Below are 21,697 nucleotides of genomic sequence, written 5' to 3'. Positions count from 1 at the left end.
CGGGTTTTTATTGCCGTTGATCCAAGCTTGGATCGAGTCGATTGCGATTTTCATTTGCTGTTCCTTGACATCCTCACCTCTCTAAATAGAGCTGATTTCTCCTGCGAGACGCTTATGCCCAAGCGCAAGTATGTTCTTAGCACTGTTCAAGTCCCGATCCAGAACACTTGAACAGTTTTCACATTCCCATACTCTTATTCGCAAATCTGCTCTACCTTTCGGACTGCTTGCAGTGACCTCACCACAGCACGAACACATTTGGGTTGTGAAACTTTCACTAACTTCTTCAAACCATACTCCTGCGTTCTCGCATTTATACTTGAGCATGGCCTTGAATGCTGAAAATCCGGTATCCAGAACAGACTTCGCCATCTTGGTTTTCACCAGTTTTTTCGCACTCAGATCGCCTACAACAATTAGTGCATTTTTCTTTATAAGCATCGTACTTGCTTTGTGTAAATGGTCTTTACGACAGTTTGCAATCTTGGCGTGTAATGCACGGACACGTTTTCTATTTTTAGCTCGTTGAGCAATCCCTAATTTCTGTTCATATTGACGGTAGAACTTGGGATTTGAAATTATCGTACCATCCGAACAAGTGGCTATATCCTTTAAGCCCAGATCAATCCCAATCAAATTAGTCGCAGTCGATTTCTCAATTTTAGGGCTATTCACAACTAAGCAGACATACCAACGGCCACGCGCATCCTCGACAAACGAACCGGTCTTGATACTGTAATTTGACAGTCCATAGCTATCCCATATCTTAAACTGATGCTTGCCATACTGGATATGACCATTAGCATACTTGATTGCTACTTTCTTGAAGGGGATCCAACCTAGTGATCTTCTGGCTGATTTCTTATGACTGACCCGCCATTTTAGTTTAGTCTTCTTGAATTGCTTTCTGCGTATGACTAATTCTTCGGTAACAGCCTGAATGGTTTGACTATGTAACCCACAAAGCCTAGATGTACCTTTCGTATATTTAACAATATCGTAAGCACTGAAAAATTCACCTTTTCTTTTAAGGTGTTTAAAGCTTAAATCATTGACATAATTCCAGACGAAATTCACTTCAGATGCTAATTGCTCTAATATCTTGGAATGTTTATCTTTAATGCGTAATTTAAGTGTTTTCATACGATTATTTTATCAATGAAAATAACCAATAGAATATCCAAAGTTAAAAATGTTAATTTGAAACGACATTTCATGTCGTATGGCTTAGGTCACTCATTTATATCCCTGCCTTGAAAACGAGGTTTTACTTTTGATTTGATAAATTACTCGCCATTTGCCCCTGACTTGCTTTACTATCAGTATTAGAGCGCTTTCTTAGAAAGATAAAACAGGTCCAAATGGAGTTATGCGATGAAAGGCAATCGTGATGTGATTAATCAGCTCAATCAGGTGTTGTATCACCACTTAACTGCCATTAACCAGTATTTCCTGCATTCGCGCATGTTTAATGACTGGGGCATTGAGAAACTGGGCTCGGCAGAATATAAAGAATCCATTGTTCAGATGAAACATGCCGATAAAATTATTGAACGTATTTTATTTTTGGAAGGTCTGCCGAATTTACAGAATCTGGGCAAACTGTATATCGGCCAGCATACTCAAGAAGTGCTGCATTGTGATGTGCGCAAAGTCAAAGAAAATATCGAAGCTATCCAGAAAGCTGTCGCATTGGCTGAAACCCAAATGGATTATGTGACGCGTGATCTGGTTCGGGAAATCCTGGAAAAAGAAGAAAATTATCTGGACTGGACGACAACGCAGATTGATCTGATCGAAAGTATTGGTATCGAAAACTATATTCAAAGTCAGCTCTAAACTCAAAATTAAGATAAGAAAAAGCCAGCATTTGCTGGCTTTTTCTTATCTTTAGCGAGGCATATTCTGCGTTAATTCCTCATAACTCATTTCAGTTTTCTGGATCACTTTCAAGCGCTGCAGCTGATGCTTAGCCTCAGTCTCGTAACCATTAAATGCTAAAAGTTTGGCATATTTGATCAGGTTATATTTGGTAGGGTAAGTTAATACCATCTTCTCCCCTTCGTCTATCTGCTCAGCAGAGACTTTGCTATAAGGATTCAGACGAATCCAGGCGATGCGATGATTAAATTCGGTCAGCAGATAAATCGGTTTTTCATTGGTGATTTTTTCCGGCTGTTTTTCATAATGAATACTTTGCCCGAGTTTTGGTACTGCAACGTCATAATCCCGATAAATCAGCAGTAAGATTACGAAACCAATTCCCCAAGTCAGTTGCAAAGCAAATGCCGGTAAAGTAATGGTTTTGATCTTCGGATTTTGCGCCAAAACTGTACCTAGAATAAAACCTACAGGTAACAGGAAATAGGCATAGTGCTGCGGAAACTCAAACATGGCATGTGTCACAAAAGCCCCGATCATCAAGATTCCGATGACAGATTCTGGCGTATGCACCCAGCGTTGTAACTGATAGCCTAAATAACCAAAATATGCCAAGAAAGGCAGACCGATGATCAGTCCATTCCAGAGCAAAAAGTCCAGAATAAAATTATGTGCGCTACGAATCCAGACCGGGCCTTGAACGGTATCACTAATCGAGACAAAAGCGACGCTGGTCTGATACCAGCCATAGCCAAACCATGGCTGCGCCTGAATTGCAGCCAGCATTTGCTGCCAGATCGCGAGGCGTGACATATCGCCGGTGGCACGAGATACCACATCCCTGCTTTGTACCACGTCCGTATCCATCGCTTGAGCAGCCAACTGACTGAGTAATGGAAAAGTGACAATACATGCAATAAAGAAAATGAACCAAGCGATGCTGTAATACCATTTCAGGCGAATAATTCCTTTATATTGATAGAAAGCTAAATACAGCATGATGGCGATGGCAGCAACCCAAGCAGTACGTGACTGGCTTAAAGCCACTCCCATAACAATCACAGCAGCGCAGGCAAACAACCATTTGGTCTGGATTTTTTTCTTTTCATAGAGGTACAAACAGCTCATCAATGCCATGACTAAAAAAGTCGCCATATTATTCGGTTGAGCAAAGTTGGCATAAGGTCGCTGGTTGCCGCTAATATTCACCATACCTGGCAATATTGCATCCAGATTTGTCCATTGGCAAATTGCGATAATGCCTGTGGCGGTACCTGAAGCCAGAAACACATAGCTCAGATTAATAAAGGTTTCTTCCCGGCTATAGTTTCCTGTTGAAAGGTGATAACCCAGTACACTGGCCAGCCAAAAACTAAACACGAAAATAAAGCCCATCATGGCGATGCTAAAGAAAAACACCTGCCCTGCCAACAAATGTACAAGGGGCACACAGGCGAGTAGTAATAATGGCAAACTTACTACAGGCAATTTTATTTTTTCTTTTAAGCAAATTGCGGCTAATGCAAATAGTGCAAAAAAAGCATATAGCTCACCTGTATAAGTGACCCATGGACGGTAATGAATAGGCATAAGCCATGCCAGGGAGATCAGGATTGCTGCAATGAGGGCGAGCGTGAATTTCATGGAAATATCAGGCAGTGAAAGTTTGGCATATGATAAACAAAAAGCAGATTGAAGAGTAATCTGCTTTTTTAGATTTTCTCGTAAATACTAATCCCAAGGACGGAGGTCGACGATTTTAATGATTTCCGCAGTGTCTTTATTAATTAAGACGACCATATCGATAGCATTGGCTTTAAGTGGTAACCAAGCATCTGCATTGGGATATTTTGCTAAAGTTTTTTTAACTTCTGTTTTTGAGTTGTACTGTTCCAATTCTTCAACTGGCACTGCACGTTTTTGGATTTGGGTTTTAGCTTGAGTCAGCTCTATATATCGTTCTGGCTGTTGAGCAATAGAAATACCACCCAATACCTCTGTAAACATATCATCTTGGCGTTGCTCTGTACTAGTTGCCGACTTTACTGCAACAAATTCTGGTTTAGTCCATGATACATATTGAAATTGGGGCTGAGCCTGATCAATACTATCTAGAATAATGTTATTTTTTCGAACTAATTCAAAACGATCTGCATGAAATACTAACCATGCAGGACGACCTTGCTCAATAGCAAATAATCCATAACATAAAGCAGAAATTTGAATAGTAATAATTACCACAAGGTCAAATTTTAGAGTTTTTTTACCTTCTTTATAGACCAATAAACCCAAGACTGGACCAACAATCACATCGATTGCCAATAGCATTAAAAAAATATGGGTAACGCCAACCGCGCTTACGAGAGGCGATGGATACCAGATGAAAAATACCAGTCCAACTACGAGTAAAGCAATCAAAAATGAAATAGATAAATGGCTTAGAAAAAATTTTAGGGGTTTGGACATATTACTTTTGCTCTATTTGCTGCCAAATTGCAATATATTCATTTGCTATTAAATTTAAAATATTATTTATATCTAAAATCGGAAAATTTAAATTAGAAGTATTTTCAAAACTTTGTTGAAGAAAAACTAATAAATTTTTCCCGTGAGTATCAAAACTTGTTATTCTGTACACAAAATATAAATACCCTAACTTTTCCTCATTTTCATTTTTCACCGCATTTAATATACTTTTTATATCTTTTGGTTTTTTAAGATCTTTCCAGTCACTCTGAGGAACCGCTAATTCTTCTTTAAATGGTAGTTCAGACTCATTATATAATTTTAAATAATCCTGTTTAAAACCATTCAATATCTCATTAAATCTTGTTTCAGAATCATTTACAGAGTCAAAAACGTAAATCATAATAAAAAAGTTTTCAATTAGGCTTCTTGTCAATATATGACTAAAATATCGAGCATCTACACTTTGAGGATTATTTGATAATCCATTTTCCTTCAATGTCCCTGCAATTGAAAGAAAACGTAAAACTTCTTGTTGATAAAATTCAACAGCACAATTTATAGTGTTATATTGATGAATTCTACTTTTTTTCTCATAAAGCTGTTCGAATTTACCATTCATATTAATTTAAGCTCTAATTACATTCTAAAAATTAAAAAAAAGACTGGCGAACCAGTCTTTTTAAATTAACTAAATTATGAAGTAGCAGGAGTTGCATCGTCAGTAGTAGCAATAGTTTCCTGACATGTACCTGGTAAATATTTTTTAGGCATGGCATCTGTGCCAGAACCAGGACCACATTTCCAGCCAGTCACTGTTCCAACTCCTGTTGCTGTAACTTGTGAACCTGCTGTAGAACCTGCTTGTAAAGGTACCATTGCAATAGTTTTCTCAGCTGCAGCAGTAGGCAAAGCACTTGATGAAGTCACTACAATCGTTCCTATACCATTCGTTGCAACCGATTTTACATACTTAGTTGGATTAGTAGTTTCACAGCCCCATTTGCCTGCTGCAGGTAAAGAACTAGCACTTTGATATACTTCAGACACATTGGTACGACAAGCAGATGCAGCTAACAATACCTCTGAAACTTTTGCCTTAACTGTATAATCCTGATAGGCAGGTAAAGCGACTGCTGCTAATACACCAATAATTGCAACAACAATCATTAATTAAATACATTCCATAAGTCACTTTATATGGACACGCTCCAAACTGTTGAATTCTATTTATTTACTCAATTTTATATTTTGTCCATATAGACATGCTTTTATAACGACAAATTTTTCACGTTTGTCCATATCCTCAAAAAATGCGTAAGGTGTTAAAAACGTGTTTTAGTCCGCCTAATTAAAAATGAGCGATCTCCAAAAGAGACTTTTTGTATTCATACCGACCTTAAAATTTTATGTTTGTTATGCGTCATGCGAAATATAAAAAATTTTATGCTCAAAAATAGATGAATGATGACCAACAATGAATGTATAGAAATACATCTAGATGCTGAAACAAAGCAATTGGCATAACGAACTGCCGCTACTCTAGGCTACGCTACACTCACCGAGTTTTTTATTTATTTAATTCAAAATCACGCACCGCAAGTTTTACAAGAACACTCTCATATTCAGTTAAGTCATGCTCAGTTCGAGCAATTTGTTGAAGTATGTCAAACTCAAAATAAGGTCCCTACCCGATTAAAACAGACTACCCAGCTTTTAGATAAAGAAAATTTTTAAGGAGCAGAAATGAAAGTCATTACATGTGCTGAGCTGCAAGACAATTTAGCGGATATACTCGATTACGTTATAGACGATCATGCACCTGTACTTATTAATAAACCCGAATCCTGCTTAAGGAAATGAGATCATTCATGTTAAGACTTATCCATCATTTTGATCATAAAAAAGTCTATCTTTGATCTGATAACGCTAAAAACTAATCATAGAATTACGTTTATCTTATGATTTTAAAGAAAATCCTTATCCGCGATTCGGGTTAATAAAGAAGATAAACAAGCCGTGGTGCTAATCAGTCTAGATGATTGTAATGCCTTTAAAGAAACAGCGTACTTACTTTAAAGTCCTGCCAATGCAAAATGGTTACGCGACTCAAACGCGCAAATTGAAGCAACTGAAATAACGTGTCATAAACTCAGTAAAGAGTGAGATTGAGATGCACAGACGATGGTAGAAATAGCGCCCTACTATACCCCGAAAATTTCAAGCGATAGACTCCAACATAAAGAACGACATCACAACACCTAAAAAAGAACAAGCAAATATATGTGATACGCATCACATAATGACAATATTTGTCCAAAGTATAAAAATTCAAACTGACAAAATATGTCACTTTTTAACAAAAATGCACAGTCAAATTAAAAGACTTAAATTTTTTATGTGTAAGGTGCTGTTTTTCTGTGTAAATTGTCTATAATAAAAGTTGGCACGTTTAGTGCTAATATTAAAATAGCTTACAAAGCTTATAACTAAATTAACAACATTTGTGGAGAATGTTATGAATACAATGCAGAAGGGCTTCACGCTCATCGAGCTTATGATTGTTGTTGCTATTATCGGTATTTTGGCTGCGATTGCGATTCCTGCGTACCAAAACTACACCAAACGTGCTCACGTTACTGAGGGCTTGAACTTAGCTGGTGGAGCCAAAGCTGGCGTCGCTGACTTTTATGCGACAAATAATCGTTACCCATCAAATAACCAAAGTGCTGGATTAGATGCTACAGCTACTAATATTAAAGGTAATGCAGTAACTTCTGTAACGGTTACCAATGGTCTAATTTCTATCCTATATAATAATAAAGTTGGTACAGGGGCTGCTACGGATACACTAGTTCTAAGTCCAACTGCAGCTACAGGCTCTATTGAATGGAAATGTAAAAAACCTAGTAATTCTACTTTAACTGATCAATTATTACCAGCAAATTGCCGCTCTTAATGATTTAGTATCATGGTCGTATAACGCCTATCTTATGATAGGCGTTATTGTATTTATGGATTATTACAATAATGATGAAAACCTGCCTGCCCATTATTACGCTATATTTATTTCTGCTTCTGTGTTTTTTACTTTATATAGTAGGGCTAGATGGTAATTTTCTTTTTGATGATTATCCTAATTTAAAGCCTCTCGGCACTTATGGAACAATTAATAATTGGGACAAAGTACGTGCTTTTGTAAGTTCAGGCTTTGCTGGACCGACAGGTCGTCCGATTTCACTTGCCAGTTTTCTAATAGATGCCAATACATGGCCAACCAGTCCTTATCCATTTAAATATACCAATCTGCTAATTCATCTGCTCAATGGGGTGTTGCTGTGCTGGGCAATCTTATTATTACTGAAAAATTATGCCTATAAAGAACAAAAAGCAGTTTGGATTGCTATTTTAGCAACCGCTTGTTGGTTGTTACATCCATATATGGTGTCCACCACGCTGTATATTGTGCAGCGTATGGCACAGCTTGCTACGCTATTTAGTCTGGTCGGGATTATTGGTTATTTAAAAGCAAGGCAAGCTTTAGCCACTCGCCCGATAATAGCTTATTTGGGTATGATGATTGCCATAGGTGCAGGTACGATACTGGCAACCTATAGCAAAGAAAATGGGGCATTATTGCCACTTTTAATCCTAGTGATTGAGTTTTGTAATCCCAATAAAATCCATAAACCAATATGGCAATGGCGAGCGATTTGCTTATGGCTACCGTCATTAGCAGTGCTTTGTCTCATTTTTCGAGAGTTAAATTTTTCTGAACATTTATGGCCAAACCGTAACTTTAATCAGGTTGAACGCTTATTTAGTGAAGCTCGTATTGTCACGGAATATCTGTATAACCTATATATTCCACAGATTGAGCTAAAAGGGCTGTATCAAGATGGCTACAATATTTCCAAAGGGTTATTGCAACCCATCAGTACATTAGGGTCAATTTTATTCTTAGCGGCTTTATCACTCAGTGCATTCATTGCTCGTAAGAAATTCCCACTCTTTAGTGTCGCTATTTTATTTTTCTTTGCTGCACATCTAATGGAATCGACTGTACTGGGATTGGAACTCTACTTTGAGCATCGTAATTATTTAGCGGCATTGTTTTTATTCCTGCCTATCGCCAGTGGATTATATTTATTGCAAGAAAAAATGAATCCTAAACTGGTGATATTGATTACACTGGTGATTTTTTCAATACTTAGCTTTTTTACTTATGAACGTGCCAAACTTTGGGGGAAAACGGCTGAATTGGAAATCTATTGGGCAAAAATAAGCCCCAACTCACCACGAGCACAAAATGCGATTGCAGGTGTGCTGATGAATCAAGGGCGAGTACAAGAAGCCAATCATTTTTTAGAGCAGGCTATGCAGCGTATGCCTGACAGTGCTTTACTTAATTTGCAGTTATTATTACAAAAAGTCTATGCACAAATCGCAACCGAACAAGACTTTATTGATACTGCCCAACGATTACAAAAGCAACCTTTTGATGCACAAGCAGTCAAAGCCATACGAGTATTGACAGAATACGTCAGTGAACACCAAATACATGCTTATACTGATTTAAGCTTAGAACTGATTCAGGAGATGGATCACAATCCACAATATCATCAGTTTTCAGTATATCAGCGTGTATCACCTTATCTTAAAGCAAAACTGTATCTTGTAAAAAAACAACCTGATGATGCTTTGGCACAATATCTGATTGCCTTGCCCCGTTATAATGATGTCGAAGCAGGAATGATGATGGTGGCAGAAATAGGCTCGGCAGGCTATACAACACAAGCTCTGACACTGCTTGAAAAGACCAAAGTTGTGTATCAACATCAGACCAAATTTCAACGTACTAAACGAGAATATGACTTTGAAGTACAACGTGTAGAAGAGATATTAAAGGAACAATTACAAGAAAAGAGTACATTATCACCTAAAAATGGATGAAGTGTAAAAATGTTAAAATACAGCAATTTATTAAAATGGTAAGGGCAATCAATTGAAAATTAGCATAGTTCTCCCTGCAAAAAATGAATCTGCTGCAATTGGTCAAACCCTTGCACAGATTCAACAATTACAGCTTGCTCATGAAATTATTGTGGTAAATGATGGTTCTACAGACCAAACAAAACAAGTTGCAGAAACTGCTGGTGCTAAAGTAGTCACTCATCCTTACTCAAAAGGTAATGGTGCAGCCATTAAAACAGGGGCACGCACTGCAACAGGTGACATCATTGTATTTATGGATGCAGATGGGCAGCATGATCCGCAAGATATCCCCCGCTTGATTGAGAAAATTGAACAAGGCTATGATTTGGTGGTAGGTGCAAGACAAAAAGGCTCTCAAGCCAGTATTGGTCGTGGTGTTGCCAATGCACTCTATAACAACCTTGCGACTTATATGACTGAACAGAAAGTGCAAGACTTAACTTCAGGGTTCCGCGCAGTTCGTGCAGACAAATTTCGTGAGTTTTTATATTTGCTACCGAATGGATTTTCATACCCTACCACCAGTACTATGGCATTTTTCCGCGCAGGTTACTCAGTAACTTATGTTCCAATACATGCTGCAAAACGCATAGGTAAAAGTCATATTCAACCATTAAAAGATGGTATCCGCTTCTTTCTAATTATTTTTAAAATTGCTACGTTATTCTCACCTTTAAAAATGTTTCTTCCAATCGCGATTCTCCTATTTATGATTGGAACGGGCTGGTATGGCTATACTTTGTGGGATGCAGGTCGTTTTACCAATATGAGTGCACTGCTTTATACAGGTAGCATCATGATTTTTTTAATGGGGCTGATTTCAGAACAGATAACCGCCTTAATGTATAAGGATAGTGAGTAATCGTAGTTAAAGATTATGATTCTACATCTTGAAAATTATATTGTTAAGTTTATTGGATAATAAGTTAACTCAATGAATACACAAGAGTCAAAATTTAAAATTCTTATTACTGGCGGTGCTGGATTTATTGGTTCAGCTGTCATTCGTCATATCCTCCAAAACACACAAAACAGCATTATTAATCTCGATAAACTCACCTATGCGAGCAATTTAGAATCTTTAGCCCGTGTAAGTAATAATTCTCGCTATGACTTTGAACAGGTCGATATTTGTAATTGTTCAGAGCTTAATCGTATTTTTATTCAATATAAGCCTGATGTCGTCATGCACCTAGCTGCTGAGAGTCATGTTGATAGATCCATTGACTGTCCTGCTGAATTTATTCAAACCAATATCATCGGTACATATAACTTACTTGAGGTTGCTTATTCTTATTGGCAATCGCTCTCTAGACAAAAGAAGCAGAGTTTTCGTTTTCATCACATCAGTACTGATGAGGTTTATGGTGATTTAATAGGAACTTCTGATTTATTCTCAGAAACTACAGCTTACGCCCCAAGTTCACCTTATTCCGCCAGTAAAGCCAGCTCTGATCATCTTGTTCGTGCTTGGCACAGAACCTATGGTTTACCGACAATAATTACCAATTGCTCTAATAACTATGGCCCATACCATTTTCCTGAAAAGCTTATTCCTTTAATTATTCTTAACGCACTAGAAGAAAAACCTTTACCGATTTATGGTAAAGGTGATCAAATTCGAGATTGGTTGTATGTGGAGGATCATGCTCGCGCACTTTATCAAGTACTTACACAAGGTAAGGTAGGGGAAACGTATAACATTGGGGGATACAATGAAAAGCAAAATATTGACGTGGTCAAAAAGATTTGCCAAATTCTAGACCAATTATCACCACGTAAAAATGGACAACCTTACCAAGATTTAATTACTTTTGTAGCAGATAGACCAGGTCACGATAAGCGTTACGCCATTAATGCTTCAAAAATTACCAAAGAGCTTGGTTGGAAACCACAAGAAACTTTTGAAACAGGTATCTACAAGACTATAGAGTGGTATTTGAATCATCTAGATTGGTGTCGAAGAATACAAAATAGTTCCTTCCATAGAGAACGATTAGGATTATCCCACCATGTCAATTAAAGGAATTGTTTTAGCAGGCGGTTCAGGGACGAGATTATATCCCATCACAAAAGGTATATCAAAGCAACTCTTGCCAATTTATGACAAACCAATGATTTATTACCCATTATCAGTGCTGATGTTGGCTGAAATACGTAATATTTTAATTATTTCCACACATGAAGATATAGATAGTTTTAAACGGCTTTTAGGCAATGGGGAGCAATTTGGTGTTCAACTAGAATATGCCATTCAGCCTAGTCCCGATGGTCTAGCACAAGCTTTTATTATTGGTGAACAATTTATTGGTAATGATCAAGTTTGCTTAGTCCTAGGCGATAATATCTTTTATGGTCAAGGTTTTACCCCCATGTTACGTCTAGCCGCAAAACGCAAAAAAGGTGCAACTATTTTTGGTTATCAAGTGAAAGATCCTGAACGTTTTGGTGTAGTAGAGTTTGATAAGCAAAAATGTGCAATTTCTATTGAAGAAAAGCCTCAGCAACCAAAGTCTAATTTCGCAGTAACAGGTTTATATTTTTACGATAATGATGTGATCCAACTTGCTAAAAATGTTAAGCCCTCTCAGCGTGGCGAACTTGAAATCACCAGTATTAATCAAATGTACCTTGAGCGTGGTGATTTAAGTGTAGAGTTACTTGGGCGAGGGTTTGCATGGCTTGATACAGGAACGCATGCAAGTCTGATGGAAGCTGGGATGTTTGTAGAAACAATTGAAAAACGCCAAGGCTTTAAAATCGCTTGTTTAGAAGAAATAGGTTACAACAATGGTTGGTTAACAAAGGACTCTCTTATACAGCAAGGCAAATTACTGAGTAAGAATAGTTATGGACAGTATTTGTTAGAGTTGGTTGATACAAAAATATGATTCCAGTTACTCGCTCTTATTTGCCGAATAAAGAAAAATTTAAAGCCTATATAGACCAAATCTATGATAGTGGTTGGTTGACTAACCGTGGCAATCTTTTATTAGAATTGGAAAGGCGTTTGTCTGCTTATCTGGGTGTTAAGCATCTTATTCTTGTAGCCAATGGTTCTTTGGCACTACAAGTAGCTTATAAAGCCTTAAATCTAAAAGGTGAAGTAATTACCACACCATTTAGCTTTGCCGCCACCACCAATACCTTAGTATGGGAAGGATTGAACCCTATTTTTGTTGATATTGACCCACACAGTTTTAACCTAAATCCTACTAATATTGAACAACTCATTACCACAAAAACCAGTGCTATAGTCCCCGTACATGTATTTGGTAATCCTTGCGAAGTCGAAGCTATTCAAATAATTGCTAATAAGCACAATTTAAAAGTGATTTACGACGCTGCGCATGCTTTTGGCAGCCAATATAAAGGGCAAAGTGTTTTGAATTATGGTGATATCAGTACGTTGAGTTTTCATGCCACTAAACTTTTTCATACCATTGAAGGAGGTGCTGTGATTACCAATGATAATGAATTGGCGAAGAAAATACGTTTATTAATTAATTTTGGTATTACTGGCCCAACATCTATCGAGTCGATAGGAATCAACGCCAAAATGAATGAATTTGAAGCTGCTATGGGACTATGTGTGCTTGATGAAATAGAAACCATTAATGCAGGACGCAAGCAAGTATGGCAAACTTACCAAGAATCATTACAGGATAAAATAGTATTTCAGCAATGGAATAAACATAGCCAAAATAACTATGCTTATGCTCCTGTGCTATTCAAAAGCGAAGCTGAATTATTAAAAGTTGAAGCGAAGTTGAAAGAAAACGATATAGTACCCCGCAGATATTTTTACCCAAGTCTAGATACTTTAGATTATTTAGCGAGTGGGCAGATATGCAAGTATTCAAGGGATAGAGCTAGCAGAGTATTGTGTTTGCCGATGTTTCCTAGCTTAGAAAAAAATTCACAAGATAAAATCTGTGAAATCCTATCCAATACATTATGAAAATTGACCTAAACATGAATATTTTAATAACCGCATTAGGTTCGATGTCTGCTGAGGCTGTGATTACCAGCTTAATAAAAATACCGACAGTAAAACTTGTAGGATGTAATTTGTATCCTTCCACTTGGACCCCTGCCTCACGTTTGGTAAATAGCTTTTATCAAGTTAGCTCCGCAAAAGACGAGGATAACTATATCCAAGATATATTATTAATTTGCCAAAATCACCAAATTAACTACGTTATCCCTCTAACAGATCCAGAAGTTGATGTGCTGGCAAAAAACTATAGTACATTCACACAAAAAGGTATTACCATTTGTATCTCCAATCCAACATCCATAAAAATAGCTAGAGACAAATATAAAGTTTATAAAACGTTTAAAAAAAACTCCCATATAGTAGCAATACAGAGTACTAAACTAAAAGTAGATACTTTAAGTTTTATAGAATTTCCTGCTATTTTAAAACCACGTTACGGACGCAGTAGTGAAGGAATTCAGTATGCACAAAACTATTCTGACCTAAAGTTTTGGCAACAACGCTTCAAAGGCTGTGAATATATTATTCAGCCATTTTTTAATGGTACAATTGTTGTTGTAGATGTCATCCGTCAATCTAATGGAGAAAAGTGCATTGCTATAGCTCGGGAGGAGTTACTGCGCACATCAAATGGAGCAGGCATAACTGTACGTACTTTACCTCAGCATATATGTGAATCTTTAGCAATAGAAGTAGCTCATTCACTTAAAATGGTAGGTTGTTTCAATGTTGAGTTTATAATAGTTGATGAGCAAGTATTTTTAATGGACATCAACCCAAGATTTTCAGCTGGTATTGCCTTTAGCAATAAGTCAGGATACGACATGGTTTTAAATCATATAAATTGTTTTATCACGGGAGAGATTGAATCTGATATTAACAATAATAGAGTAGAGAAAATATATACTAGAGGTTATGTTGAATATGAACTATAGGGATCCAAATGAAACTAAATAAACTAACCCCCTTATCCGAAAGTAAAGATTGGAATGAAAAATGGGTGGATATTTTCGATCACTATCAACAAGATTTACGGCACGCTTATTATATTCATGCAATTCTTAACCCCGATGAGGAGAAATTACTAGAAATCGGTGCGGGCAGTTTTCGTGATATGGCTGAACTTCGTCGACGTGAGCTTAATTGCGAAGGTATGGACTTTTCTGAAGAAGCAGTTCATCGAGCGAAACAAAAATTTTCAGAATTTTCAAACGTAATCCGCCAAATGAGTGCATTTGAATTTTCATATCCTGACAAATCGTTTGATCTTAGTTATCACAATGGGTTTTGGGTACTATTTGACGATGAACAGATAAAAAACCTAATTGCGGAACAAGTTAGAATTACAAAGAAGAGAATAGTAGCTACGGTTCACAATGCTCATAATCAACAATTTGTTGAGTACTTTAATAGTTTGAAAATTAATGACCCTCTTTATGATATTCGTTTTTTTACAATGGATAAAATGATTGAATTGATGGGAGATTTCTGTAGTAGTATTGAAATAATTCCTGTTGGCAAAGGCAAAAAACACCATGAAGATTTATTAATTAAAGATAACATAACCGAGCCTAAAAAAATTAGAGAAGTTTTTTCTAGAAATGGTTTAGAGTATTTAGAAAGTAGCGAAAGGCTTATGTGTGTTGGGGTTGTTAAATAGTTTATTTAATTTTAACTTAACGAAAAATAGCTAAAATATATTAGGTAGGGTGAGTTAAATATCAATTTACAGAAATAGATCTCTTACGAAAGTATCATTTTTAACTATTTTAGGCTTGATATTTCTTTAAAAATTAAAACTTATCCCTGATTAAATGTTGACTAACACAAAAGATTAATATATTCATAAATAAAATTCTTAGGCAACTGCAAGAGAATAATTTAGCTATTTTTGCTGGAACAGTACTTTCAATTCCCGCCGGTCACTTAAGTTGTAGTGACTTATTAAGATTATTTTTATACAGCATATAACACTGATTCCCATTGAACGGGTGTATGATGCCCAAAATAAAATTTATAGTTAGGATTAATTTGTTGAATTAGCTCCCTTAACACCCATAAATCATCAGGACGATGATAGACTGAGATCATTAGTCTTGGCTGGAATTCACGCAGTGTATTTTCTGCCCCTTTTAATGCGTCGTATTCCCCCCCTTCAATATCCATTTTAATGACATTCACTCGAATATTATGTTCATGCACATAGTCATCAATTGATATAAATGGAAAAGAAGTATTGGTTATTGCATTGGGTTGAATTTCAGCGGAAGCGGAAGTGGATGCCGATAAAGGCTCCTGATTATTACTGATTGCTCCAACAGCCATTGGCACAACATGCATTCGATTTTTCAGGTGCGGATTCAATATTTTTTGCTGGTTACAAAACGCCACATGCACAGGCATAGGGTCAAATAAATGTACCTGTCCAGTCTCCCCTACATGCATGGCAAATATAGTAGCAATTTCACCAACACATGCACCGCAATCTAAAACGACTTCACCATTCTGTGGCGCAAAATTAATGCCATCGCGTTCCACAAAATATTGTCGATAAAGATTAAGTGACTCTACAAGTCCTAGGGTAGCAATTATTTTGGCACGCTCGTTTTTATGTACATCAAAGATATGTAAGGGTGTACCCATATAGCTGTGAGGCAGGTTGGGGTGTGAGAATGGTTGTGACTCACTCATTACTTCTAAATAGGTATCGAAAGCCTCAGGGGGATAAAATGCACGACGATAGCCTACAATTTTAAGTACGATTGCATCATCAAACAAACGACGACTCAGAGCATCTGTAAGTAGCACTCGGGTTTGCCATAAATTTAAGTAGTTATCTTGCAGCCATTGAGTAGTATACCCTTTAGGTGGCTTGCCCCAAACCTGATGCAGTACTCTTCGTACATACCGTCGTGCATCAATAAAATGAGCTGTTGGTAATTTTCTAAACCATTCCCAATCAAAGTTATTGTCTTTACGTCCGCGATCACCACCTCGAAGCTGAAAATCAATTTGATCTAAAAGTCCAGATAACCAACGTTGTTCAACACTAAAAGTACTCATATATGCTCATTATTTAAAATAAATATTATTACTGTATCGGTTTTGATAAATAAATAAAGACATCACCAGCGTGACGAATACCTCAGTTACTAATAGGGCGATTATAGCTGCTTCAGCACCAAATTGAGGCAATAGCACAAAGTTTAGTACAGCGACCAAAACTAAACCCATGGCTTCAACCCAAGATCGCCAACGCTGTCTTTTTTGAGCAGTTAGCCTAGCAGCTAATACTTGACGTAAACCAAATAACATTGGCCACACCGCAAAAAGCTGTAAATAATACAACGAGTCCTCGTAACCTACACCAAATACCCAAGGTAAAAATGGAGTAACAACTAATATACCTATGCCAGCTAAAACACCATAAATTAAAGCAACTAACATGATAATACGATAAGTGTTTTTACTTTTTTCCCTTTCGTTATATTGATTCATCATACGAGGTAAAAATACACCTATCAATGCAGATAGTGGTAAAACAAAAATACTAGCAACCCTAAATGCAACCGTATAAGAACCAACTGTCGCTGCTCCTAATAGCAGTAACATGATGATTTTATCTACTTCTTGATAGCTCGTACCTGCTACATTACTCACTGCATACGCTGTACCCTGTCGTGTTGCAGATATAAATGCTAATCTTTGCTTCCATGCAGGTAATCCATCTACCCACGCCACCAAACCAAACGCCACCGCAAAACCAATTACTGTTCCTAAAAAATGTGCTAATACAGCAAGCTCGGGCGTTGCTCCCCATGGAGCTACAACAGCAAGCAACAGAATAGATAATCTACCAAATGGGATAAGACTTACAGATAACGCTGCTGCACCACCTCGTTCTAAAGCAAAACATTGACTACTCGCTGCGTGGCTTGCTGGTAATAAAATGAGTTCTGAGACGGCCAATAATAATAATGACCAAATAGCAATTTTTTGAGGTAAAAATAATAAAGTAACACTGAGTAACAGAGTGACCAATAGTATCCCGATAATCCCCGATTGTACCAAGGCAGTTGCCCACATTCCTCGTGAGTGCCGTTTATCCTGTGCAATATATTGTGTAAGTAATAGACTACTACCCCAGTTTGCTAAAGGGGTGGCGAGACTAAAAAAAGCGACTATGCCAGCAAATAATCCGTAACCCTCAGCTCCTAACCAGCGAGATATCAATAAAAGATAAGCTGCTTGAATTAGTGCCCTTATACCCAATCCTGCACTACTTAAAATAGTACTTTTCCCTAAGCGTCCAAGCCGATAATGGAAAATATTATTCCATTTATTCATGATTTACTTATGCCATAAGGCTTTTTATTAGGTATCGCTCTATGTTGACGTTGTAGTGTAGGAACTCGCATAAAAAGGCTTTGGCAACCTATTTTAATAAATTCAAATAAACTAAAATTTCTTCTAAAATCAATCAAACCATCTTTGACTGCAGACCAATCACGTGCACGCAATCCCCATAAGATTAAACTAGCAGTATTATCCCAGCGATAACCTTTAGAATAATCAATTTGTATTGGTATACAAAACTGCTGTGCTGCATTATCAAATTCTAATGCAGATCGATAAAATGCTATTCTTGCAGCATTGCCAGAACGTAAAGCTGAATTTGAACTTACCCTGTAAACAGCCGTAACTGCTGGTAAATAAGCAACTGCTCCTTGCAATGTTATCCAATAATTTAGCACACTATCTCCAAAATGATATTTATTATTCATGATTCCAGAGTCGTACCAAGCTTGCATACTACTTTTGTGCAAGAGAATAGTGCAAGTGCGTAAGATTTTTGGATAATGCCAAGTGGGAGCAAGATCCCCTTGTAAATATTTGTTATCTACACGACAGTGTACAGATTCTTGGTAATCATATTGCCAAGTATTATCTATGAAATGTGCACGAGTCCAATCACTATGAACAATGCAAACTTTAGGATCATTTTCTATTAATGCCACTTGTTGTGCTAGTTTAGTTCTGTCACACCAAAAATCATCTCCCTCACAATAGGCAACATATTTCCCTTTGGCCTGATCAAAAATTCTTCGAGAGTTTGCATTCATACCTACATTTTTATCAGAATATACGACACGAATAATATCAGGATATTGCCTTTCATAATCTAAAGCAATTTGGCGCGTGGCATCTTGAGAGCAATCCTCGCCAATAATTAATTCAAACTCAAAATCACATATTTGATTTATCACCCCCTGAATTGCATCAGCTAAATAATGCTCATGGTTGTATGTAATCATGAGTATTGTAACGAAGGGCGGAGACTGGGAAATTATTGACAAACTAAACTCCTGTAGTCTTTGAATGAGGTATCGCAAAAACCAACGAGTATTTATGAGTGTGTAAGTGCTGAATGGGTTTTAGTTGATATCTAGCACCAATAATAGTGAGTAACAGTACCCGTAGTATTGGATTCTTTATACTAGGCTTGGTATCTAAGGCTAAGAACTTATCATAACCAACACTTTTCATAAACGCCAACAGTTGCTCATTGCGATCGAGATCATTTGCTTCAAAGGCTACCACAGGTTGATCTTCAATAAGCAGTTCCTTCAGACCTTGCATTACCATTAGTTCATGACCTTCAACATCCATTTTTATGAATGATACTTTACTACTTTTTAATTGATTGATTACCGTTGATGCATGTTTGATTTTAACCGTATAGCTTAAACCCGAACCTTGATGTTCTAAACTTGAACCACCTACATTTTTAGTTGGTTCATATAATTTTGCTTCGGTATCGACATTTGATAGACCGTAGGGCTGTACGATGAGGTTATCAAAACCATTTATCGCTTTATTTAAACTTAATACCTGATTAACCACAGGATGAGGTTCAAACGCTAAAACATTTTTAAATCTTGCAGACAGCGCCAAGCTATAAGTACCGATATTAGCTCCGACATCAACAAAAGTACAATTACGGGAATCTTTAATACGACTTTGATCACAGAGCCATTCAACTGCTGCAACACCAGCTTCTTCATACGCTCCTGACACGGCAAAAGAACGTCCAATCAGGTCATTACTCAAGACACATACCTTGTATTTAGGTTGTTTTTTTTCTAAGAGGGCTGTGCCATTTAGAAAGTTTCGCAATATATAGGATGTGTATCTTTCTTTATAAAAAAAATTCATTTTATGCTCAATTTAAAGCTATATACATAATGTTTTGTGACTTTTTCTTCCAAAACTTTCCCAAGCAAATTTTTTTGAAAACATTTGGATCATTTGTCGATCTAAAGGATTATTTAAAACAAATAAGACTTGTTGAGTTAACTCTACATAATTATCTTTTTCTACCAAATAGCCTGAAACACCATTTTCTACTGCATCCACAATACCACCTGTAGCAAAGGCTACTGTAAGTAAACCATGTGCTGCGGCTTCAATAGCCACCATACCAAAATTCTCTGGGTATTTAGGGAATATGTTTGACTGGGAAATGGTGGTTGATGAGTTTAATATATTCATTAAGTCATTCCTGTATTCAATATCTTATGATCTAAAGTAATTAGCAATTATTTCACTGGGTGAGGACGTTAGATTCAGTTTTTGTTTTTGTAGACGAGTGTATTCTCTGGACATAATAAATTTAACAATATTCAATGGTTCATTAATTAAAATAGCATTTTCACCTATACCATCTTGCCTCTCAGTCGTCTTTCTTAAGATAATAGTAGGATGACCAAAATATGCTAACTCTTCCTGATTTGAACCACCATCAGTAATAACAATTTCATTTGATAATGCAAAGTTTAGAAATTTCTGATAAACCATCCTTGGCAATAAATTAATTCTATTTTTTTTTAGTATTTCTAACAAGCCATATTGAGATAACTTTTTCTGTGTTGCTGGATGAAGAACAAAATTGATCGTATATTCTTCACTTAAAGTAATAAGCATTTCCACAATAGACAGCAATCTTTCTTTATTATAAATATTATGAAAGCGATGTAATGATACTAGAATTGTCTTAGGCTCTTTTTTTGTATTCTCTCCAATTTTCAAATAGATAATGCTATCTAAAATGGTATTACCATGAGTATAAATAATTTTAGCTTTAGGGTATTTTTTCATGTGCTGAGCATCTTGTTCACTAGGGCAGCAAGCAACATCTGTACATCGAAAGACAATTCTTCGTATTATTTCTTCTGGAAATGGATTAAAAATATTATTAGATGTCAAGCCACTTTCCAAATGGATAACAGAATGACCAGTTAGCTTTGCGGCTAATGTACTCATCAAGGTTGTCAATGTATCACCATGAACAAAAATATTTGATTTCTTATAATTTTTTAATGTAAGAATAATTAATAAAAAAATACGAGGTAACCATAACAATAAAGCTAAAATTGAAGAGTGCTCTTTATTTTTAATTAATGGTATTGCAAGGGTTTCTATTCCAAATTCTTCAATGATATCGTCCATAGTATCATTATGCTGCCCCGTCAAGATAAATTTTAATGGAAGACCTTGTTTTTCAAATACCCTTAAGGTTGGTGCAACTTTTATTAATTGGGCACGAGTTCCAATTATGAAAATATTATATTTAGTCATAATTCCTCTAAATAAATATGGAATGAATGGATACATTAATACACAATTTCACCTGCTCACCCCCAATCAGTGGAGCAGATTCCAAATCACAACAAGAATTTTTTATTTATGCTAGTTGACGTGGTAGATTGAAAATTTAGCTATATTACCCTGAATTATGAATAAAATATAGAATCGACTATTCGTTATGGTATAGATCAAGGCAAACAATAGTAATATCCGAAAATATCCATGCCCCCTTAAAAAAACCTAGCCATTTCAAATTATTATAAAATTTTAGCAATAAATTCATCTTTTTGTAAGGCGAATTAAAATCAAATAGCCACTAAATTACAAAATTTAGTGGCTATCTCAATTATAAAGTCCGAGTACTTTGCCTCAACTCAAAATTTTCCAGCAACAGCGAATTGCACTTTTCCAGCAGTTTTTCATAATCTTCTTTCAGCTGCTCATAATCACTTTTCACCGCTTTGGTCTTAGTTTTCGCTTGCTCAATTTGCTGGGCAGGCGAAAGAAGATTTTGCCCTGCTGCCTGTGCAGCTTGCTCAATTGCCTCAATTAATGCTGCATGACGGCTCTTTTTAATCGAGCCTCGTTTACGTCCAGCCTCCATTGCAACCGTATCGTTATTAATGGCAGAGCCTTTCGGTAGAACAATCGGTTTGTTGGCTTTTAATCGCTCTAAAGCAGCGTAATAATCATTAAGTGCACTCATAT

The 21,697-nt window shown here is 36.5% G+C and carries 22 protein-coding genes; 10 read left to right on the top strand and 12 right to left on the bottom strand.

All coding sequences use genetic code 11. The features are described from left to right. Positions 1-81: 81 nt before the first annotated feature. Positions 82-1,143 (bottom strand): RNA-guided endonuclease InsQ/TnpB family protein, encoded by a 1,062-nt coding sequence (locus tag MTX11_RS00820; protein ID WP_243474133.1) that lies wholly within the window; start codon positions 1,141-1,143, stop codon positions 82-84. 231 nt (positions 1,144-1,374) lie between these two features. Between MTX11_RS00820 and bfr the strand changes: the two genes are divergently transcribed. Beyond that, on the top strand, positions 1,375-1,839 hold the full coding sequence (gene bfr / locus MTX11_RS00815) for a heteropolymeric bacterioferritin subunit Bfr (protein WP_243474132.1): 465 nt from the start codon (positions 1,375-1,377) through the stop codon (positions 1,837-1,839). Positions 1,840-1,890: 51 nt separating this feature from the next. Here the strand turns inward: bfr and MTX11_RS00810 are convergent, their stop codons facing one another. The 4 genes from MTX11_RS00810 to MTX11_RS00795 form a co-directional block, all read right to left on the bottom strand. Further along, positions 1,891-3,525 carry a PglL family O-oligosaccharyltransferase gene (locus MTX11_RS00810; RefSeq protein WP_243474131.1) on the bottom strand — a complete coding sequence of 545 codons (1,635 nt, stop codon included), beginning with the start codon at positions 3,523-3,525 and terminating at the stop codon, positions 1,891-1,893. A gap of 87 nt (positions 3,526-3,612) precedes the next feature. Continuing rightward, positions 3,613-4,347 (bottom strand): TfpX/TfpZ family type IV pilin accessory protein, encoded by a 735-nt coding sequence (tfpZ, locus tag MTX11_RS00805; protein WP_243474130.1) that lies wholly within the window; start codon positions 4,345-4,347, stop codon positions 3,613-3,615. A gap of 1 nt (position 4,348) precedes the next feature. Continuing rightward, the gene (locus tag MTX11_RS00800; protein ID WP_243474129.1) at positions 4,349-4,969 is read right to left on the bottom strand and encodes a hypothetical protein; all 621 of its coding nucleotides are present in this window, start codon (positions 4,967-4,969) and stop codon (positions 4,349-4,351) included. 74 nt (positions 4,970-5,043) lie between these two features. After that, the gene (locus tag MTX11_RS00795; RefSeq protein ID WP_243474128.1) at positions 5,044-5,517 is read right to left on the bottom strand and encodes a pilin; all 474 of its coding nucleotides are present in this window, start codon (positions 5,515-5,517) and stop codon (positions 5,044-5,046) included. Between the two features lie 402 nt (positions 5,518-5,919). Here MTX11_RS00795 and MTX11_RS00790 point away from each other — a divergent pair, with 402 nt between their 5' ends. The 9 genes from MTX11_RS00790 to MTX11_RS00750 all read left to right on the top strand — a co-directional run bounded on the left by MTX11_RS00790 (position 5,920) and on the right by MTX11_RS00750 (position 15,002). Next, positions 5,920-6,084 (top strand): type II toxin -antitoxin system TacA 1-like antitoxin, encoded by a 165-nt coding sequence (locus tag MTX11_RS00790; protein WP_420909223.1) that lies wholly within the window; start codon positions 5,920-5,922, stop codon positions 6,082-6,084. Positions 6,085-6,865: 781 nt separating this feature from the next. After that, positions 6,866-7,306 (top strand): pilin, encoded by a 441-nt coding sequence (locus MTX11_RS00785; RefSeq protein WP_243474127.1) that lies wholly within the window; start codon positions 6,866-6,868, stop codon positions 7,304-7,306. 47 nt (positions 7,307-7,353) lie between these two features. After that, a complete protein-coding gene (locus tag MTX11_RS00780) occupies positions 7,354-9,300 on the top strand; it encodes a tetratricopeptide repeat protein (protein WP_243474126.1) in 1,947 nt (648 codons plus the stop codon). 52 nt (positions 9,301-9,352) lie between these two features. Continuing rightward, a complete protein-coding gene (locus MTX11_RS00775) occupies positions 9,353-10,204 on the top strand; it encodes a glycosyltransferase family 2 protein (RefSeq protein WP_243474125.1) in 852 nt (283 codons plus the stop codon). Positions 10,205-10,276: 72 nt separating this feature from the next. Then, the gene (rfbB, locus tag MTX11_RS00770; protein WP_243474124.1) at positions 10,277-11,365 is read left to right on the top strand and encodes a dTDP-glucose 4,6-dehydratase; all 1,089 of its coding nucleotides are present in this window, start codon (positions 10,277-10,279) and stop codon (positions 11,363-11,365) included. Further along, a complete protein-coding gene (gene rfbA, locus MTX11_RS00765; protein WP_243474123.1) occupies positions 11,355-12,233 on the top strand; it encodes a glucose-1-phosphate thymidylyltransferase RfbA in 879 nt (292 codons plus the stop codon). The genes rfbB and rfbA overlap by 11 nt, the downstream gene beginning before the upstream one ends. Further along, a complete protein-coding gene (locus MTX11_RS00760) occupies positions 12,230-13,303 on the top strand; it encodes a DegT/DnrJ/EryC1/StrS family aminotransferase (RefSeq protein ID WP_243474122.1) in 1,074 nt (357 codons plus the stop codon). The genes rfbA and MTX11_RS00760 overlap by 4 nt, the downstream gene beginning before the upstream one ends. Positions 13,304-13,317: 14 nt before the next feature. Further along, on the top strand, positions 13,318-14,277 hold the full coding sequence (locus MTX11_RS00755) for an ATP-grasp domain-containing protein (protein WP_243474121.1): 960 nt from the start codon (positions 13,318-13,320) through the stop codon (positions 14,275-14,277). Positions 14,278-14,285: 8 nt separating this feature from the next. Continuing rightward, complete coding sequence (locus tag MTX11_RS00750; protein ID WP_243474120.1) at positions 14,286-15,002, top strand: class I SAM-dependent methyltransferase; 717 nt, start codon at positions 14,286-14,288, stop codon at positions 15,000-15,002. A gap of 296 nt (positions 15,003-15,298) precedes the next feature. Here MTX11_RS00750 and MTX11_RS00745 read toward each other — a convergent pair whose 3' ends face one another. The 7 genes from MTX11_RS00745 to MTX11_RS00715 all read right to left on the bottom strand — a co-directional run bounded on the left by MTX11_RS00745 (position 15,299) and on the right by MTX11_RS00715 (position 21,695). After that, the gene (locus MTX11_RS00745; protein ID WP_243474119.1) at positions 15,299-16,405 is read right to left on the bottom strand and encodes an FkbM family methyltransferase; all 1,107 of its coding nucleotides are present in this window, start codon (positions 16,403-16,405) and stop codon (positions 15,299-15,301) included. A 9-nt stretch (positions 16,406-16,414) separates the two neighbouring features. Beyond that, on the bottom strand, positions 16,415-17,689 hold the full coding sequence (locus MTX11_RS00740) for an oligosaccharide flippase family protein (protein WP_243474118.1): 1,275 nt from the start codon (positions 17,687-17,689) through the stop codon (positions 16,415-16,417). Continuing rightward, positions 17,686-18,699 carry a glycosyltransferase family 2 protein gene (locus MTX11_RS00735; RefSeq protein ID WP_338129128.1) on the bottom strand — a complete coding sequence of 338 codons (1,014 nt, stop codon included), beginning with the start codon at positions 18,697-18,699 and terminating at the stop codon, positions 17,686-17,688. Before MTX11_RS00735 ends, MTX11_RS00740 begins: the two co-directional genes overlap by 4 nt. Position 18,700: 1 nt before the next feature. Then, on the bottom strand, positions 18,701-19,453 hold the full coding sequence (locus tag MTX11_RS00730) for an FkbM family methyltransferase (protein WP_243474116.1): 753 nt from the start codon (positions 19,451-19,453) through the stop codon (positions 18,701-18,703). Between the two features lie 123 nt (positions 19,454-19,576). Further along, complete coding sequence (locus MTX11_RS00725; protein ID WP_243474115.1) at positions 19,577-19,894, bottom strand: glycosyltransferase; 318 nt, start codon at positions 19,892-19,894, stop codon at positions 19,577-19,579. 24 nt (positions 19,895-19,918) lie between these two features. Further along, a complete protein-coding gene (locus tag MTX11_RS00720; protein WP_243474114.1) occupies positions 19,919-20,980 on the bottom strand; it encodes a UDP-N-acetylglucosamine 2-epimerase in 1,062 nt (353 codons plus the stop codon). 355 nt (positions 20,981-21,335) lie between these two features. Further along, positions 21,336-21,695, bottom strand: coding sequence for a hypothetical protein (locus tag MTX11_RS00715; RefSeq protein ID WP_243474113.1), 360 nt, complete (start codon positions 21,693-21,695; stop codon positions 21,336-21,338). Between the last annotated feature and the right edge of the window lie 2 nt (positions 21,696-21,697).

It is taken from the genome of Acinetobacter lwoffii (genome assembly GCF_022809915.1).
Classification (GTDB): Bacteria; Pseudomonadota; Gammaproteobacteria; order Pseudomonadales; family Moraxellaceae; genus Acinetobacter; species Acinetobacter lwoffii_M.
This window is presented reverse-complemented; position numbering and strand designations above follow the sequence as displayed.